The sequence below is a fragment of the Paracoccus mangrovi genome (assembly GCF_042648425.1).
GTDB lineage: Bacteria > Pseudomonadota > Alphaproteobacteria > Rhodobacterales > Rhodobacteraceae > Paracoccus > Paracoccus mangrovi.
This window is the reverse complement of the sequence record NZ_JBHRXJ010000006.1, coordinates 101,116-117,305: the sequence shown is the minus strand read 5'-3', so window position 1 is coordinate 117,305 and position 16,190 is coordinate 101,116. Positions and strand designations below refer to the sequence as shown.

Here is a 16,190-nt window from a genome sequence, read left to right as displayed (position 1 = left end):
GTTCCCCCCCCGCGCGCCCCGTTCAAGCGCCGATCAGCGGAAGGGCATGGCGTACATCAGCCCGCCCTGGGTCCATTGCGCGTTCAGCCCGCGCGCCAGCCCGATCGGGGTCTGTTCGCCGATGGTGGCGGCAAAGATCTCGCCATAGTTGCCGCTGGCCTTGATGGCGTTATAGGCCCATTTGGCGTCCAGCCCCATCATCTTGCCCAGATCGTCGATGGTGCCCAGCAGGCGCTGAACCTCGGGGTTTTCCGAGGATTTGGACAGCTCGTCGATATTGGCCGAGGTGACGCCGTATTCCTCGGCGGCGATCAGCGCGTAAAGCGTCCAGCGGGCGATATCGCCCCAGTTGCTGTCGCCGTGACGCACCGCCGGCCCCAGCGGCTCTTTCGAGATGATCTCGGGCAGGATGATGTGGTTTTCCGGGTCGGCAAAGGCCGCGCGGGTGGCGGCCAGACCCGAAACGTCGGTCGTATAGGCGTCACAGGCGCCGGCCATGTATTGCTGTTCACCCTCGGCATTGCTGTCGATGTTGACCGGCTGATATTCCATGTTGTTGGCCTTGAAATAGTCGGCCAGGTTCAGCTCGGTCGTGGTGCCGGTCTGGATACAGATCGTGGCGCCGTTCAGCTCTTTCGCCGAGGTCACGCCCAGATCCTTGCGCACCATGAAGCCCTGACCGTCGTAATAGTTCACGCCGATGAAATCCAGCTTCAGGTCGGTGTCGCGCTGGAAGGTCCAGGTCGAGTTGCGCGCCAACAGGTCCACCTCGCCCGACGACAGCGCGGTAAAGCGGGTCTGGCCGGTGGTCGGCACGTATTTCACCTTGGTCGCATCGCCCAGAACCGCCGCGGCCACGGCCTTGCAGAAGGCGACGTCAAAACCCGACCAGTTGCCATTCGCATCGGGCGCGGCAAAGCCGACAAGGCCGGTGTTCACACCGCAATTCAGGACACCGCGGGCTTTGACCTCTTTCAGCGTGTCGCCCTCGGCCGCCATGGCGCCCGATGCCGCAAGGGCAAGGACGGTGACCGAGCCGAAGAATACCGATTTTTTCATGGAGTTCCTCACTGTTGCTTCCGGCCTGTCCGCGGCGATCTGACGGTCGCCGCGCAGCCGGCTTAACAAGGGCTGTTTATGGCCCCATAAGCGGTATTGTGCCGATCGGCAGCGATGCGTCAAGAAATAAGCATCGGGTCCGCGCGATCCCGCAACAGGCTCAGGAAACGCTCGGCATCGCGCATGGCGGCCAGACGGCCCTGTGCGGCGGCATCCGCCTCATCGTCGCGACCCCATCTAGAGACCTGAAATTCCTCGTCGATCCGGGACAGGCGCCATGCGGTTTCGGCATCGATCCGCCCCCGCAGCACCGCCAGCCCGAGAACCAGCGAACCGGGAAGTGTCACAAGATCATGCAGCGCGGTCAGAGACCAGGCATCCAGCCCCGCGACCTCTGCCTGAAGTTTCGACAGGACCGCCGGATCCTGATCGACGGGGATCACGCCATGGGTGATGCGCAGCGGTGCGCGCAATTCGGTCGCGGCCCAATCGATCAGCGGATCCCACCCCTCGGCCTGCGCGCGCAGCAAAGCCTCGGGTTCGGTGGCGCGATAGGACAGCAGATCGGTGCCGCCATAATCGCCCAGCATCGCGGCCACGCCGCCATGCTGCGGCGTCACCTTTTCGATCGCCGAATTGGCGGCCCGGGTCAGCGGCATGCTATGCGGGTCGATCACATCGGCCTGTGCATTCCATTCATCGGCAATCGCGCGGGCCAGCGCCCGCGTCGGCAGGATCAGCGGCTGTTTGCCGGGGGTGCGCAGGGGCTTGTCGTCCAGCACCACCTCCCAGCCGTCGCCCTGTGGCCGGATACCGGCCGCCTTCCAGAACCGGCGCGCCTTCCATTCAGCCATCGACCCACTCCAGCAAGCTGCGGGTCAGGGTGGGGAAATCGGGCGCGACCATCGACGCCCCGGCCGCGACCAGCCGTTCGGGCGGGTGATACCCCCATGCGACGCCAAAGGCGCGGGTGCCGGCGGCGACCCCCATGGCGATGTCGAATTCGGTATCCCCCACCATGCACGCATGGGCGGCATCGACGCCCGCCTCGTAAAGCGCCGCCTCAAGCATCGCGGGATGCGGCTTCGAGGGATGATAATCCGAGGTCTGCCGGCTGACGAAAAGCCGCTGCCAGCCGTGATTTTCGATCAGCGCATCCAGCCCGCGCCGGGCCTTGCCGGTCGCGATCGCCAAAGCCACGTCATCGCGCGCCGAAAGCGCGTCCAGACAATCCTGCGCCCCGGGATAAAGCGGCGATTCAAGATGCATGCGCGCGGCAAGATAGGCGGCGCGATAGCCGTCGACGACCCGATCCTGTTCGGCGGGCGAGGCATCCGGCACCAGCGTCGCCACCGAAACCGGCAGCGACAGCCCGACGATGGACAGGATCGCCTCACGCGGCAGATGCGGCAGACCGGCGGCGTCAAAGCCCGCATTCATCGAGCTGACGATCATCTGCTGGCTGTCGATCAGCGTACCGTCGACATCGAAAACAACAAGTTTCATGAAACCTCGGTAAAGGGATCTTCGGGCACGTCCTGTTCCGACCAGCCCAGCGTTTTCCACGTCCGGGCCATATGGTCCGGCAGCGGGGCGGTGATGGTGATCAGCTTTTTGGTGATCGGATGCTCAAAGCGGATCATGCGGGCATGCAGATGCAGTTTGCGGCTGATTTCGCCGCCCAGCTGCGCCCCCCAGCCATCGCCCAGGTTTTCCTGGCCCGAACCGCCATATTTGCCGTCGCCGATGATCGGATGCCCGGTTTCGGCCATATGGGCGCGCAGCTGATGGGTGCGGCCGGTGACCGGGACCATCGCCGTCCAGCTGACCCGCCCGCCAAGCGCATCCAGCACCGCGTAATCGGTATGCGCGCGCTTGGCGCCTTCGGTGGTCGCGACCTCGCCCGGATGGACGGCGACCATCTTTTCGCCCTCGCCCATGCGGCCGCGGCCCGGGGCCTTGACCAGCCCGTATTTGATCGAGCCCATGCGCGGATGCGGAACCCCCGCCACCGCCGCCCAATAGATCTTGCGCGTCAGCCGATGGCGAAACGCCTCGCTCAAAGCGCGCGCGATGCGGTCGGTGCGCGCCAGCAAAAGAACGCCGGACGTGTCCTTGTCCAGCCGGTGCACCAGCTTGGGCCGGTCCTTATAGCCGAACATCAGCGCCTCGGTCAGCCCGTCGACATGCCGCTCGCCCTGCCCCGAGCCGCCTTGCGAGGGCAGGCCCGGCGGCTTGTTCAGCGCGATGATATGTTCGTCCCGCCACAGGACCGCGGACTGGATCATCTCGGCATCGGATTGCTTGACCGCCGGCTTTTTCGCCCGCGCCGGCACCGGGGCGGCGGCATCGGGCAGCGGCGGCACGCGCACCTCTTGCCCGGTTTCGATCCGGGTATTGGCCTTGACCCGGCCGCCATCGACGCGCAGCTGGCCGGTGCGGCACATCTTTTCGACCGCGCCCTGCGTCAGCTGCGGAAAGCGCTTTTTCAGCCAGCGGTCGATGCGCTGATCGCCCTCATCCGTGCCGATGGTGATGGTCTGGACGCCGCTCATGCGAAAGCCCCCCGTCCGATGGAAAGGCCGGCCAGAACCGCCAATAGCGACAGCACCACCGAACCCAGCACATAGCCCAGGGCCAGCGCGCCCCGGCCCTGTTCCCAAAGCGCGGCCGCATCCAGCGCAAAGGCCGAAAACGTGGTAAACCCGCCCAGCACCCCGGTCAGCAACAGCGGCGCCAGATGCTGCCCACCCCGCAGCATCAGCATCGCCGTCAAAAGCCCCATCGCCAGACAGCCCAGCACATTGACGGCCAAGGTCCCCAAAGGCAGGCCCGGCGCAAGCCGCACCGCCAGAAGGTTGACCCCATAGCGCGCCGAGGCGCCAATGGCTCCGCCAAGCGCGACCTGTAGAAAATTATATGTCATGTCTTGCCCTCTGGCCGCCGCTTCTGACGCAGGCTGGCGAACCATTCAACGCGCTTTTTCAGATCGCGTTCATAGCCGCGTTCGACCGGCAGGTAAAAGACCGGCCGCTTCATCCCGTCGGGAAAGTAGTTCTGCCCCGAAAACGCGTCCTCGGCATCGTGGTCATAGGCATAGCCGGCGCCATACCCCTGATCCTTCATCAACGAGGTCGGCGCGTTCAGGATATGGGCGGGCGGCATCTGGCTGCCGCTGCGCCGCGCCAGATCGCGCGCCGCCTTATAGGCGACATAGCCGGCATTCGACTTGGGCGCGAGCGCCAGATAGATCGTGGCCTGCGCCAGCGCCAGCTCGCCCTCGGGGCTGCCAAGCCGTTCATAAAGCGCCCAGGCATCCAGACAGTGACGCTGCGCCGCCGGATCGGCAAGGCCGATATCCTCGACCGCCATGCGGGTCAGGCGGCGCGCCAGATAGCGGGGATCCTCGCCCCCTTCCAGCATGCGCGACAGCCAGTAAAGCGCCGCATCCGGGTCGCTGCCGCGCACGGATTTGTGCAGCGCCGAAATCAGGTTGTAATGTTCGTCGCCGGATTTGTCGTATTTCGCCGCCCGCCGCATCAGGCGCTGGGACAGCTGATCGGTGTCGAGCTTGCCCATGACCCTCCAGGCCATCACCTGCTCGATCAGATTAAGCGCCGCGCGCCCGTCGCCATCGGCCATTTCCAACAGCCGTTCGCGCGCCTCGCCGGTCAGCGGCAGGGGGCTGCCCATCTCTTGCTCGGCCCGCTGCGCCAACCGTTCCAGATCGGCCAGGCTCAGCCGCTCCAGCACGATCACCTGCGCGCGCGACAACAGTGCCGCATTCAGCTCAAAGCTGGGGTTTTCGGTCGTGGCACCGACCAGGGTGATGGTGCCATCCTCCATATGCGGCAGAAAGCTGTCCTGCTGGGCCTTGTTGAAGCGGTGAATTTCGTCGACGAACAGCAAGGTGCCGCGGCCCTGATCGCGGCGCAACCGGGCGGCGTCGAACACCTTGCGCAATTCGGGCACGCCCGAAAATATCGCCGATATCTGCACGAAACTCAGATCGGTTTCATGCGCCAGCAGCCGCGCGATGGTGGTTTTGCCCACACCCGGCGGCCCCCAGAGAATAAGCGAGGAAAGGCTCCCCGAACCGAGCATCGCCCCCAACGGTCCATCGGGGCCAAGCACCTTGGCCTGACCGACGACATCGGACAGCCGCGCCGGCCTGGTGCGGTCGGCAAGGGGGCGCGTCTTGCCACGCGCTGGGTCGCCTGCGGGGGGCGCCGTGTCGAACAGATCTGCCATCAGGCGGACATGTTACGCCGGGCGCCAATCGCGCGAAAGCCCCCCGCATCCCGATCCGCCATCAATGCATCTTCGGTGCAAGATTGATCGACACGCACTGGAAATAGTCGTCGTCGATCCAGATGACCGGGCCCATGGCCTGTGCCTCGACGCCACGCGGGGTCAGCCAGCGCGGCCAGGTCGACTTGACCAGACAGATCAGCCGACTTGCCCCAAGGGCCCGGGCCGAGTTGCTCATTTCCGTGATCAGGCTCAGCTGCACACGGCGGCGCTGGCTGCTGGGGATCGAGTGATCGACGAAAAGCCGGCTGGCTTCCCATGTGGTTTCCTCGACCGGCGCCGAAGCGTCCAGCAGGCTTTGCGGAATCGTGCCGCCCAACAGGTCCAGCTGCGCGTCGCGGATCATATAGGAATAGACGCCACAGCGTGCCGTCGTCGGCGTCAGACGCACACCGGCCAGAACGCGGCCATTTTCGTGGATGGCGACCCAGCGGCTCATCGGGGTGTCGTATTGGTCGAACTCCATGCCGTCGACTTCCGGCAGGGGCCATTTCTTCAGATCGATAAAGCTTTGTTTCCGAGCGCGGAATACATTGGCAAAAAGTTCGCCGTGATTGTGCATGTTGGCGAACGAAAGTGTGGTGGTCTGCATGGTCTTCTCCTGGGGTGTGGTGGTGGTGGCCCCCAGGTGTAAACAGCAACGGTGGACGGGCCGTTTATAGCAAGCGGTAATCCTTGGCCCGTTGCAGCGCTTCTGCCGTCGTACGCGCCATCAACCTTTCGCGCGCCGAGATCAGACGTGCCTTGAAGGCGCTTTCCGTAATACCAAGTTTGGCAGCCGCCGCCGCATGGCGATCCCCCTCTGCGATACACCGAAGGGCCTCTTGCTGAGCCTTTGTCAGGCTCTCCGGCGGCTCCGTCACTTCGTGAAGCCGTCGTACCGTGGCCGAGATCACCTCGATCTCGTCATCCGTGAATTCTCTTTTGTCATGCGCGAAATCGGCGATCGTGCGCGACTTGATCGGGCCAAAGGCAACAGCCAGCCCGTAATGCAATCCGTGATCGGCGGCATCTTGCAGGATCGAGAACGGGTCCGGGATCGGCAGCACGCTCCAGCGGCAGGCGCCGGTCGTGGAGAATCCCCAGGCGATGGTCGGATCGCGCAAGGCATAGGCGCGCTCGGAATAGCGCTGGGCCCATTCCTTGTTATAGGTCTGGAACTGCATCAAGGGCGCTGCAAAGCGAATGTGCAGCCCGATGAAATAGCCCGCAGGCGAAAGCTTTTTCAGCTTGGCAAGTGCAGCATTGATTTCCGCGCGAGACGACATGACGATTTGGACAGATTGCGTTTTCTATATGTTATCTGGAAAATGGCACAGATTGCAGTTGTTTCAAGCGATAGTGTACATCCGCATGTGCTTTTCCGGCTTCCGTAGCGTAAGCTATGTGACGGCCCCTTAAGTCGTTTTCAACACTCATCCTCCCATTACGTTTCGGCACGCGTGCGGATTGTGCGCATTTCCCGGCGTTTTTTACAACCCCGAATGGAAACAGGCCGTTTCGCGACGCTTCCCCCAAGAAATTCCCGGGCTTCGCGCTGTTGCAAAAAACCCGCAACCAAGTCCTGGTTGCGGGTTTATACGACAGCTAACCCTAAGAAACGGTAAAGTTTCTCAGGATTCTTCCGTCTCGCCCTCGGCTTCGACGCGGGCGCGGTCGGCGGCGCCTTTGGCGGCGGTGTCGCGCTCGACGAATTCGATGATCGCCATCGGCGCCATGTCACCATAGCGGAAGCCCGCTTTCATGATGCGGACATAGCCGCCCTGACGGTCCTTGTAGCGGGCGCCCAGCACGTCAAACAGCTTGGCGACATGCATGTCCTGCTTGAGCTGCGCGGCAGCCTGGCGGCGGGCATGCAGATCGCCGCGCTTGGCCAGCGTGATCAGCTTTTCAACGATCGGACGCAGTTCCTTGGCTTTCGGAAGCGTGGTCTTGATCTGTTCGTGCTCGATCAGCGAGCCGGCCATGTTGGCGAACAGCGCCTTGCGGTGTTCGTGGGTACGGTTGAGGCGGCGATAGCCACGTGCGTGACGCATGATTGTCTCCTTTTACGTCTTTTGCTTTGTCCGGCAGCCCATGCGTGCGGGCCGCTCTCCTTGGGGCGGAATGCCCAGAATTGCGGCGGGACCGAGGCCCCGCCGCGAAAGATCAGAACTGGTCGTCGAAACGCTTGGCCAGATCTTCGATGTTTTCCGGCGGCCAGTCGACCACGTCCATGCCGAGATGCAGACCCATGCCCGAAAGCACTTCCTTGATCTCGTTCAGCGACTTGCGGCCGAAGTTCGGGGTGCGCAGCATCTCGGCTTCGGTTTTCTGGATCAGGTCGCCGATATAGACGATATTGTCGTTCTTGAGGCAGTTGGCCGAACGCACCGACAGTTCCAGCTCGTCGACTTTCTTAAGCAGGCGCGGGTCGAATTCCAGACCGTCCTCGGCCTCGGAACGCGTCGCGGTTTCCGGCTCTTCGAAGTTGACGAAGACCGAAAGCTGGTCCTGGATGATGCGCGCGGCATAGGCCACGGCGTCTTCCGGGGTCAGCGACCCGTCGGTTTCGACCTTCATCGTCAGCTTGTCATAGTCCAGCACCTGCCCCTCGCGGGTGGGGGTGACTTCATAGCTGACGCGCTTGACCGGCGAGAAGATGGCGTCGATCGGGATCAGACCGATGGGCGCGTCTTCGGGCCGGTTCTTGTCGGCGGCAACGTAACCCTTGCCATTGGCAACGGTCAGTTCCATGTGCAGCTCGGCGCCGTCATCGAGGTGGCAGATGACGTGATCGCGGTTCAGGATGGTGATGCCGGCGGTTTCCTGAATGTCGCCGGCCTTGACCTCGCCCGGCCCCTTGGCCGAGAGCGTCAGGCGCTTGGGCGCATCGACATCCATCTTGAGCGTCACGCCCTTGAGGTTCAGGACGATGTCCGTCACGTCCTCGCGCACGCCGGGGACGGACGAGAATTCGTGCAGCACATTGTCGATCTGAACCGAGGTGATGGCCGCGCCTTGCAGCGACGACAGCAGCACCCGGCGCAGCGCGTTCCCGAGCGTAAGACCGAAGCCGCGCTCAAGCGGTTCGGCGACGACCGTGGCCACGCGGGCCGAATCGGCGCCTGGCTTGACTTCAAGCTGGGTCGGCTTGATGAGTTCAGCCCAATTCTTGTGGATCATGCGTTTGCCTCCATACCAGTTTCCGACCCATGACCGGTGGCCGGAAACGCCCGAGGTGAAATGCGAAAAGCGCGCCCGCGCCGGATCACGGCGCGGAACGCGGCAAAATCATGGCCGATCAGACGCGGCGGCGCTTCGGCGGACGGCAGCCGTTATGCGCGATCGGGGTCACGTCACGGATGGCCGTGATGTTGAAACCGACAGCGGCCAGCGCGCGCAGCGCCGATTCGCGGCCCGAACCGGGGCCCTGAACTTCGACTTCCAGCGTGCGGACGCCGTGTTCCTGGGCTTTCTTGCCCGCGTCTTCGGCGGCCATCTGGGCGGCGTAAGGGGTCGACTTGCGCGAGCCCTTGAAGCCCATGGTGCCGGCCGACGACCACGAAATGGCGTTGCCTTGCACGTCCGAGATCAGGATCTTGGTGTTGTTGAACGAGCTGTTCACATGCGCCACACCGGTGGCGATGTTCTTGCGCTCTTTGCGCTTCATGCGGGTTTTATCGCGTGCCATGGATCAGCCCCCTTATTTCTTCTTGCCGGCGATCGGCTTGGCCGGGCCCTTGCGGGTGCGGGCATTGGTGTGGGTGCGCTGACCGCGAACCGGCAGGCCGCGACGGTGACGCAGACCACGATACGAACCCAGGTCCATCATGCGCTTGATGTTCATCTGGGTTTCACGGCGCAGGTCACCTTCGACGGTCAGGTTGGCGTCGATATATTCGCGGATCTGAAGGACTTCGGCATCCGACAGGTCATTGACGCGGCGGGTCGGGTCGATGCCGACCGAAGCGATGATCTCTTCGGCGAATTTCGGACCGATGCCGTGGATATAGGTCAGAGCGATCGGGACGCGTTTCCCGGTCGGAATGTTGACGCCAGCAATACGAGCCACGCGTTTTCCTTTTCATTGTTGCGGTTCCGTAGCACCGGAACCTTTTTTCACAACCAAAGACCCGAAAGCCATGCCTTCGGGCCTGAGAGGCGATTCTCTTGCGAGATGAGGCGGATTAAGGGATTCCCCGTGAAAGGTCAACCCTGCGCCGGGATCCCGTCCAGAATGGCCGCGATCTGTGCCGCGACCTCGTCCACAGGGGCCATGCCATCGACCTGACGCAGGCCGCCCTTGGCATAGTAATAGCCCAGAAGCGGCGCGGTCTTTTTATAATATTCGCGCAGGCGGTCGGCAAAGACCTCGGGGGTGTCGTCCTGACGGACCGGCAGCCCGGCGGCGGCCGATTCCTCGGCACGGCGGACGATGCGCGAAACCAGCGCCGCGTCATCCACGCGCAGCTCGATCACCGCATCGATCCGTTGCCCGGCCTCGGACATCAGCTTTTCCAGCGCGTCGGCCTGGGCCAGGGTGCGCGGGAAGCCGTCAAAGATAAAGCCCTTGCCGCCCTGTGCCAGCTTTTCGCGAATCAGGCCGACGACGATCTCATCCGTGACCAGCTCTCCCCGCGCCATGACTTCGGCGACGCGCTTGCCCAGCTCGCTTCCGCTGGACTTGGCCTCGCGCAGCATGTCACCCGTGGACAGCTGGACCAGACCCCGTTCGCTGATCAGCCGGCCCGCCTGAGTGCCTTTGCCGGCGCCGGGGGGGCCCAGCAGGATGATATTGATCGTCATATGTCGTCCCTCTCCTACCCGTTCCGGTGGGGTTGCTCAGCGACGCGCGGGCGCCTTTCTGGGCTTGGCCGTTCCGGTCTTGGTGCGCTTGCCACGCAATTGTGATTTCTCGATCAAACCTTCGTATTGATGCGCAAGCAAGTGGCTTTGCACCTGATTGATCGTATCCATCACCACGCTGACCACGATCAGCACCGAAGTGCCGCCGAAATAGAACGGGATCGAAAGCTGGTGGCGGATCACCTCGGGCAGAAGACAGACCGCCGCAAGATAGGCCGAGCCGATGACCAGCACCCGGTTCACCACATAGGTCAGGTAATCCTCGGTCCGTTTGCCGGGACGCACGCCGGGGATAAAGCCGCCCTGATTTTTCAGGTTCTCGGCCACGTCCTCGGGTTTGAAGCTGACGTTGAAGGTGTAGAAATAGGCGAAGAACACGATCATCGCCGCGAAAAACACCAGATAGAGCGGCTGGCCGGGGCCGAAATAGGCCAGGATCGTCGACATGATCGGGCCGGTCTGGTTCTGCGAAAAGGTCGAGATCGTCACCGGCAGCAGCAAGAGCGAGCTGGCAAAGATCGCCGGGATCACGCCCGCCGGGTTGACCTTGATCGGCAGGTGCGAGGACTGGCCGTCATAAATCTTCATGCCCACCTGACGGCGGGGATACTGGATATGGATCTTGCGCAGCGCGCGTTCCATGAAGACGACAAAGGCGATCACGGCCACGACCATCACCACCACGCCCAGCGTCAGCAGGGTCGAGCCGCTGGAGGCGCCCTGCGCCAGGAATTGCGCGATATGGGTCGGAATCTCGGCCACGATGCCGACAAAGATGATCAGCGAGATACCGTTGCCGATGCCGCGGGCGGTGATCTGTTCGCCCAGCCACATCAGGAACATGGTGCCGCCGACCAGCGTGATCACCACGGTCGCGCGGAAGAACAGGCCCGGATCATGGGCCAGATTGCCCGCCTCAAGGCTGACCGCCAGACCCCAGGCCTGAAACAGCGCCAGCGCCACGGTGGCATAGCGGGTGTACTGGTTGATCTTCTTGCGGCCCTGTTCGCCCTCTTTCTTCATCTGCTCCAGCGCCGGCACCATCGAGGCCAGCAACTGGACGATGATCGAGGCGCTGATATAGGGCATGATCCCCAGCGCAAAGATCCCCATGCGTCCCAGCGCGCCGCCGGTGAACATCGACAGGATCCCGCCGATCCCGGCCTGCGCCTGCTCCATGAAGTTGCGCAGCGCGGCGCCGTCGATGCCGGGCACCGGGATATAGGTGCCAAGGCGATAGATGATGAGAAGTCCGAGGGTGAACCAGATCCTCTGGCGAAGCTCTTTCGCCTTGCCCAGCGACCCCCAGGACAGGTTCGCGGCCATCTGTTCTGCGGCTGACGCCATTCTTGTGCCCCTTCATGGCAGCGCCGCCGGATCGTTTCCCGATCCCGCGGCGCCTGGAAAACTTAGCTGCTATCTATGGGGCGCGGTCGCGCCCTTCAACAGCTTATTCGGCCGCGGCTTCTTCTTTGGCCGGGCGGGTGACGGTGATCTTGCCGCCGGCCTTCTCGATGGCTTCGATGGCGGCTTTCGACGCGCCGGCCACGGTCAGGTTCAGCTTGGCCTTCAGTTCACCCTTGGCCAGCACGCGCACGCCGTCCAGCTTGCGGCGGATGACGCCGGCCGCGACAAGCGCGTCCTCGGTCACGTCGGCTTTCGCGTCCAGCTTGCCCGCGTCGACAAAGGCTTGCAGCTGGCCCAGGTTGACCACCGCGAAGTCCAGGCGATTCGGCTTCGAGAAGCCGCGCTTGGGCAGGCGGCGATACAGCGGCATCTGGCCGCCTTCGTAACCGTTCAGCGCGACGCCCGAACGCGAGGTCTGACCCTTGATACCACGGCCGGCGGTCTTGCCCTTGCCCGAACCGGGACCACGCGCCACGCGCTTTTTCTTGCGGCTGGCACCTTCGTTGTCGCGAATCTCATGCAGTTTCATATCGCTTCTCCTTAAGCCGGAAGCGCCCCGCGAAGCGAATGGGGCGGACACGGCATTTCTTGCTTGTTGAATCAGTGCCTGAACGGGCACCGGGCGCGTATAAGCGATTGCCCCGCCCGGCACAAGCATTCAGCGCGCGGCGCGCGTGAAAGCCAGCTCACAAAACAAACAGCCGCCCCGGGACATGCATCCCCGGGCGGCCGATCACACAACAACAAAACTGCGGCACTTGTTACGCACAAAAATTGGACTGGCCCACCTGCACTATACCAGACGCAGCCAGTCCTTATATCAACGCCGGCAAAAAGACCTGGCGCACTCTTGCACAACTCGCCCCGCTCTTTCGGGCAGCGCCTTACCGCAGGGCTATTGCGACCTTATCTCATTGTGCCGGAACGTCGTAAATTCGCGTGATTGCCTAGGTAAACCTACCTATGTGGGTGACGCGCGGGGCAAGATCGCCGCGATTGACGCGAAAGATCGCTTTCAAAGCCCGTGCAACTTGCTAGAACCGCCCGCGATGACCGGCGCCAAGGAAAGACACGGGATGCCCGCTGCCAGCCTCTGTTCCCGCCCCCCTGCCGCCGCCGCGCAAGGGCCGCGCCCCGGCCATTTTGCAAAGGATGGGCGCGGATGCTGAAATCGCTTGGCGCGCTGCTGGCCCTCGGGCTGGCCGGGTTGCAGTTTCTGGCCGTGCTGGCGGTCGTCTTCTCGTCCTATCTGACCTCGCAGACCGCGCTTCTGAACCATGCCCGCGACCTGTTGCGCGATGTGGGCATCAACACGATGGAACATTCCAAGGGCTTTCTCAGCCCGGCCGAGGGCGCCGCCGAACTGGCCGCCCGGCTGGCCCAGAACCGCGTCGTGGCCAGTGACGATCCGCGCCGGCTGGAACAGCTGCTGTTCCAGCAATTGCAGATCGCGCCGCAATTCGCCGGCGTCTATTACGGCGCGGCGAATGGCGATTTCGTCTATGTGATGCGCAGCCCCGATCAGCCGGGGGTGTTTCGGTCCAAGATCATCGAACGCACCCATACCGGCGCCCGCCAGACCCGGCTGATCTGGCGCAACGGGGATTTCTCGGTCCGCAAGGCCACGCTGGACCCCGAGGACCGCTTCGATCCCCGCACCCGCCCCTGGTACATCAAGGCCAGCGAACAGGGCAGCACCATCTGGACCGATCCCTATATCTTTTTCTCGTCGCAACAGCCCGGCATCACCCTGGCCGCGCCGGTCTTTCGCAATGACCGCGCGGTGCGCGGCGTCGTCGGCGTCGATATCGAGATCAGCATGATCTCGGAATTCCTGTCGCGGCTGAACATCGGCACCCATGGCAAGGCGCTGATCATCCACCGCAACGGCGATGTGATCGCCCACCCGAATCAGGAACTGATCAAGACCAAGACCGCCGATGGCGCCCTGCGCTTTGCCGATATCCGCGAGATCGAGGACCCGATCGCCCGCGCGGCCTTTGGCCCCGCCGCCGAACGCGGCGCCATCCCCGCCACCAAGGAAACCCCGCTGCAATTCATCCATGATGGCGAACGCTATGTGTCGACCATGATGCCGGTGATCAGCGACAAGCTGCCCTGGACCATCGCCGTCTATGCGCCGGAAAACGACTTCACCGAGGTCATCAAGCGCAACCGTACCATGAATATCTGGCTGGCGGCGCTGGTGGCGGCCGTCACCGCGGCGGTCGGGCTTGGGCTGGCGGTCTATATCCACAAGCCGGTTCGCGCCTTCGCGGTGCGCACCGCGCTTGTCTCGCAGGGCGAGATCGACCCCGACGAGCCCATGCCCAAGACCTATCGCGAGCTTGAGCGCGCGAACGCCGCCCTCGTCCAGGAGATTTTCGCCCGCCGCGCCGCCGAGCGCGAATATGGCGAAACCTTCAACATGTCCTCGCGCGGGATGGCCCAGATCGCCGCCGGCTGCGGCCGCATCACCCGCGTCAACAAACGCTTTGCCGATATCGTCGGCCGCGAGGTCGAGACGCTGATCGGCATGCCCTTCGGCGATCTGATCCATCCCGACGACGCCCAGAACTTTGTCGCGCCCGACCGTTCCGAAGATGGCGAATTCGTGCTGAACCGCGATCTGCGCTGCATCGGCGGGAATGGCCAGACGATCTGGGTCATCGTCAACGCCATCACCATCCGCGACCGCCAGGGCCAGGTCCTGCACGCCGTGCTGACCATGGATGACGTCACCCAAAGCCGTTCGCGCGAGCAGGAAATCGAGCGCCTGAACAAGGATCTTTCGCATCTCGCGCGGGGCAACACGATGGGCCAGATGGCCTCGGGCCTTGCGCATGAGCTGAACCAGCCGCTGGCAGTCATCGCCCAGAATGCCGATACCGCGCTGCTGATGCTGGACCGCAAGGGCGATGACGGCGAATTGCACGACATCATCGCCGAGATCGAACAGCAATCCCTGCGCGCCGGCGACATCATCCGGGCCCTGCGCAGCTTCATCCGCAAGGATGAGGGGATCCGCACCGCCTTCAACTTTCCCGAGCTGCTGGATCAGGCGCTGCGTCTGATGCAGGCCGAGGCGACCGAGGCCGGCGTCTCGATTGAGACCCGCCTGCCGGACGACCTGCCGCAGGTCGAAGGCAATCGCGTCCAGATCGCGCAGGTGCTGGTCAACCTCTTGCGCAACGCCATCGAGGCCATTGCCAGCCAATCCGGCAATCAACGCGAGATCGCCATCGGCGCCACGGTCGCGGCCGGGTTCGTCACCGTCAGCGTCGACGATACCGGCCCGGGCATCGCCCCGGACCTCAGCCTGTTTTCGCAATTCGAGACGACGAAAGCCAATGGCATGGGGCTTGGCCTGTCGATCTGTCGCTCGATCGTCGAGGCGAATGGCGGCGCGCTCTGGCTGGATGAAAAGGCCGAAAACGGCACGAGATTCTGTTTTACCATCCCCCTGCATCAGTCTCAGGCGATGTGACGCTGCGGCAAAGCCGTTGTGTCGCGGGCGCCAAACCGCTTGAATACCGCGCGGAATGTAAAAGAATCACGACTGCATTCGGAACCGATGAGTGACCTGCCTCTGACCGTGTTTGTCGTCGATGACGACGAAGGGATCCGTGTCTCGCTTGAGCGGGCCCTGAAGATGCGCGCCTATCGGGTTCAGACCTTTGATTCGGCACGGGCATTTCTGGCGGGTTACCGGCCCGGACAGAACGGCTGTCTGGTCCTGGATTACGGCATGCCCGACATGAACGGGCTGGAATTGCAGCGGCACATGAATACCAGCGATATCGAGCTGCCGATCATCTTCATCACCGGCCATGGCGGCGTGCCGGAATCGGTTCAGGCGATCAAGGGCGGGGCGCTGGATTTCATCGAGAAGCCCTTTCCGCAATCGGCGCTTATCGAACGGATCGAGGCCGCGTTCGAAATCGCCCGCGGACAGATGCGCGTCGCGGATTCGCAGCGCCAGAAACAGCTTCGCATCGACAGCCTGACGGCACGCGAACTTGAGGTGCTGCGCCTGATCGTCCTGCGCCCCTCAGAGGCGTCGAGCAAAGAGGTCGCGGCGCATTTCGGCATCAGCCCCCGCACCGTCGACCACCATCGCGCCCGCATTCTGGACAAGCTGGATGTCAGCTCGGTGGCGGAACTGATCGCGCTGGTCCGGCCCGGCGATATCGCCGATTAAGGCTCTTTCCCGCCACGCCGACCGCATAAGGGGCTTTCCCCGCCACCGGTTCTGCGCGGACGCGGCCCGGCCGTAAAGGTCGCGACCGCCGCCGCGATCCCTTGACGCCCGCATGAAACCCCCGCACATTGCGCCTCGTTCGGGGCCTGTAGCTCAATGGTCAGAGCAGGGCGCTCATAACGCCTTGGTTGGGGGTTCGAGTCCCTCCGGGCCTACCACGAACATCCCACCCGATGGATTGCCACCAGCCGCCGGCCGGTCCCGCCCCTGCCCCGCAGATCGCGGCAGGGCTGCAACATCTCGGCACGGGAATGCGGGACGGATCGCGCGGACCGCGCTCGCGCATCGACATTGCGGGGGCGGC

The 16,190-nt window shown here is 63.6% G+C and carries 17 protein-coding genes and 1 tRNA gene; 3 read left to right on the top strand and 15 right to left on the bottom strand.

Annotation, left to right across the window (positions count from 1 at the left end; all coding sequences use genetic code 11):
* Positions 1–33 precede the first annotated feature (33 nt).
* The 15 genes from ACFOMH_RS10335 to rplO all read right to left on the bottom strand — a co-directional run bounded on the left by ACFOMH_RS10335 (position 34) and on the right by rplO (position 12,154).
* Positions 34–1,059 (bottom strand): amino acid ABC transporter substrate-binding protein, encoded by a 1,026-nt coding sequence (locus tag ACFOMH_RS10335; RefSeq protein WP_374423880.1) that lies wholly within the window; start codon positions 1,057–1,059, stop codon positions 34–36.
* Positions 1,060–1,178: 119 nt separating this feature from the next.
* On the bottom strand, positions 1,179–1,913 hold the full coding sequence (locus tag ACFOMH_RS10330; RefSeq protein ID WP_377744313.1) for an ATP12 family chaperone protein: 735 nt from the start codon (positions 1,911–1,913) through the stop codon (positions 1,179–1,181).
* Positions 1,906–2,565, bottom strand: a complete 660-nt coding sequence (locus ACFOMH_RS10325; protein WP_374423876.1) for an HAD-IA family hydrolase — start codon at positions 2,563–2,565, stop codon at positions 1,906–1,908. Before ACFOMH_RS10325 ends, ACFOMH_RS10330 begins: the two co-directional genes overlap by 8 nt.
* The gene (locus ACFOMH_RS10320; protein WP_377744312.1) at positions 2,562–3,614 is read right to left on the bottom strand and encodes an RluA family pseudouridine synthase; all 1,053 of its coding nucleotides are present in this window, start codon (positions 3,612–3,614) and stop codon (positions 2,562–2,564) included. Before ACFOMH_RS10320 ends, ACFOMH_RS10325 begins: the two co-directional genes overlap by 4 nt.
* Positions 3,611–3,985, bottom strand: a complete 375-nt coding sequence (crcB, locus tag ACFOMH_RS10315) for a fluoride efflux transporter CrcB (protein WP_377744310.1) — start codon at positions 3,983–3,985, stop codon at positions 3,611–3,613. Before crcB ends, ACFOMH_RS10320 begins: the two co-directional genes overlap by 4 nt.
* Positions 3,982–5,310, bottom strand: coding sequence for a replication-associated recombination protein A (locus tag ACFOMH_RS10310; RefSeq protein WP_377744308.1), 1,329 nt, complete (start codon positions 5,308–5,310; stop codon positions 3,982–3,984). Before ACFOMH_RS10310 ends, crcB begins: the two co-directional genes overlap by 4 nt.
* A 61-nt stretch (positions 5,311–5,371) precedes the next feature.
* Positions 5,372–5,962 (bottom strand): acyl-homoserine-lactone synthase, encoded by a 591-nt coding sequence (locus ACFOMH_RS10305; protein ID WP_374423868.1) that lies wholly within the window; start codon positions 5,960–5,962, stop codon positions 5,372–5,374.
* Between the two features lie 64 nt (positions 5,963–6,026).
* Positions 6,027–6,638 carry an autoinducer binding domain-containing protein gene (locus ACFOMH_RS10300; RefSeq protein ID WP_374423866.1) on the bottom strand — a complete coding sequence of 204 codons (612 nt, stop codon included), beginning with the start codon at positions 6,636–6,638 and terminating at the stop codon, positions 6,027–6,029.
* Between the two features lie 345 nt (positions 6,639–6,983).
* Complete coding sequence (gene rplQ, locus ACFOMH_RS10295; RefSeq protein WP_374423864.1) at positions 6,984–7,406, bottom strand: 50S ribosomal protein L17; 423 nt, start codon at positions 7,404–7,406, stop codon at positions 6,984–6,986.
* Between the two features lie 112 nt (positions 7,407–7,518).
* Positions 7,519–8,535, bottom strand: coding sequence for a DNA-directed RNA polymerase subunit alpha (locus ACFOMH_RS10290; protein ID WP_374423861.1), 1,017 nt, complete (start codon positions 8,533–8,535; stop codon positions 7,519–7,521).
* Positions 8,536–8,653: 118 nt separating this feature from the next.
* Positions 8,654–9,043, bottom strand: coding sequence for a 30S ribosomal protein S11 (rpsK, locus tag ACFOMH_RS10285; protein WP_167622718.1), 390 nt, complete (start codon positions 9,041–9,043; stop codon positions 8,654–8,656).
* A gap of 12 nt (positions 9,044–9,055) precedes the next feature.
* Complete coding sequence (gene rpsM / locus ACFOMH_RS10280) at positions 9,056–9,424, bottom strand: 30S ribosomal protein S13 (RefSeq protein ID WP_374423860.1); 369 nt, start codon at positions 9,422–9,424, stop codon at positions 9,056–9,058.
* A gap of 137 nt (positions 9,425–9,561) precedes the next feature.
* Positions 9,562–10,158 (bottom strand): adenylate kinase, encoded by a 597-nt coding sequence (locus ACFOMH_RS10275; protein WP_377744305.1) that lies wholly within the window; start codon positions 10,156–10,158, stop codon positions 9,562–9,564.
* Between the two features lie 36 nt (positions 10,159–10,194).
* Positions 10,195–11,565 (bottom strand): preprotein translocase subunit SecY, encoded by a 1,371-nt coding sequence (secY, locus tag ACFOMH_RS10270; RefSeq protein ID WP_374423856.1) that lies wholly within the window; start codon positions 11,563–11,565, stop codon positions 10,195–10,197.
* A gap of 103 nt (positions 11,566–11,668) precedes the next feature.
* Positions 11,669–12,154: a 50S ribosomal protein L15 gene (gene rplO / locus ACFOMH_RS10265; protein ID WP_374423854.1), complete on the bottom strand. Its 486-nt coding sequence runs from the start codon at positions 12,152–12,154 to the stop codon at positions 11,669–11,671.
* Between the two features lie 633 nt (positions 12,155–12,787).
* Here rplO and ACFOMH_RS10260 point away from each other — a divergent pair.
* From ACFOMH_RS10260 to ACFOMH_RS10250, 3 genes are all read left to right on the top strand, one after another.
* Entirely contained in the window at positions 12,788–15,112 is a 2,325-nt protein-coding gene (locus tag ACFOMH_RS10260; protein ID WP_377744304.1) for a sensor histidine kinase, read from the top strand.
* A gap of 87 nt (positions 15,113–15,199) precedes the next feature.
* Positions 15,200–15,826 (top strand): response regulator transcription factor, encoded by a 627-nt coding sequence (locus ACFOMH_RS10255; RefSeq protein ID WP_374423850.1) that lies wholly within the window; start codon positions 15,200–15,202, stop codon positions 15,824–15,826.
* Between the two features lie 142 nt (positions 15,827–15,968).
* A tRNA-Ile gene (locus tag ACFOMH_RS10250) sits at positions 15,969–16,044 on the top strand.
* Positions 16,045–16,190 lie beyond the last annotated feature (146 nt).

What these genes read in the sequence shown, in the direction of transcription:
- ACFOMH_RS10335 (WP_374423880.1), bottom strand. Translation starts at nt 1,059, where the DNA reads ATGAAAAAATCGGTATTCTTCGGCTCGGTCACCGTCCTTGCCCTTGCG.
- ACFOMH_RS10330 (WP_377744313.1), bottom strand. Translation starts at nt 1,913, where the DNA reads ATGGCTGAATGGAAGGCGCGCCGGTTCTGGAAGGCGGCCGGTATCCGG.
- ACFOMH_RS10325 (WP_374423876.1), bottom strand. Translation starts at nt 2,565, where the DNA reads ATGAAACTTGTTGTTTTCGATGTCGACGGTACGCTGATCGACAGCCAG.
- ACFOMH_RS10320 (WP_377744312.1), bottom strand. Translation starts at nt 3,614, where the DNA reads ATGAGCGGCGTCCAGACCATCACCATCGGCACGGATGAGGGCGATCAG.
- crcB (WP_377744310.1), bottom strand. Translation starts at nt 3,985, where the DNA reads ATGACATATAATTTTCTACAGGTCGCGCTTGGCGGAGCCATTGGCGCC.
- ACFOMH_RS10310 (WP_377744308.1), bottom strand. Translation starts at nt 5,310, where the DNA reads ATGGCAGATCTGTTCGACACGGCGCCCCCCGCAGGCGACCCAGCGCGT.
- ACFOMH_RS10305 (WP_374423868.1), bottom strand. Translation starts at nt 5,962, where the DNA reads ATGCAGACCACCACACTTTCGTTCGCCAACATGCACAATCACGGCGAA.
- ACFOMH_RS10300 (WP_374423866.1), bottom strand. Translation starts at nt 6,638, where the DNA reads ATGTCGTCTCGCGCGGAAATCAATGCTGCACTTGCCAAGCTGAAAAAG.
- rplQ (WP_374423864.1), bottom strand. Translation starts at nt 7,406, where the DNA reads ATGCGTCACGCACGTGGCTATCGCCGCCTCAACCGTACCCACGAACAC.
- ACFOMH_RS10290 (WP_374423861.1), bottom strand. Translation starts at nt 8,535, where the DNA reads ATGATCCACAAGAATTGGGCTGAACTCATCAAGCCGACCCAGCTTGAA.
- rpsK (WP_167622718.1), bottom strand. Translation starts at nt 9,043, where the DNA reads ATGGCACGCGATAAAACCCGCATGAAGCGCAAAGAGCGCAAGAACATC.
- ACFOMH_RS10275 (WP_377744305.1), bottom strand. Translation starts at nt 10,158, where the DNA reads ATGACGATCAATATCATCCTGCTGGGCCCCCCCGGCGCCGGCAAAGGC.
- secY (WP_374423856.1), bottom strand. Translation starts at nt 11,565, where the DNA reads ATGGCGTCAGCCGCAGAACAGATGGCCGCGAACCTGTCCTGGGGGTCG.
- rplO (WP_374423854.1), bottom strand. Translation starts at nt 12,154, where the DNA reads ATGAAACTGCATGAGATTCGCGACAACGAAGGTGCCAGCCGCAAGAAA.
- ACFOMH_RS10260 (WP_377744304.1), top strand. Translation starts at nt 12,788, where the DNA reads ATGCTGAAATCGCTTGGCGCGCTGCTGGCCCTCGGGCTGGCCGGGTTG.
- ACFOMH_RS10255 (WP_374423850.1), top strand. Translation starts at nt 15,200, where the DNA reads ATGAGTGACCTGCCTCTGACCGTGTTTGTCGTCGATGACGACGAAGGG.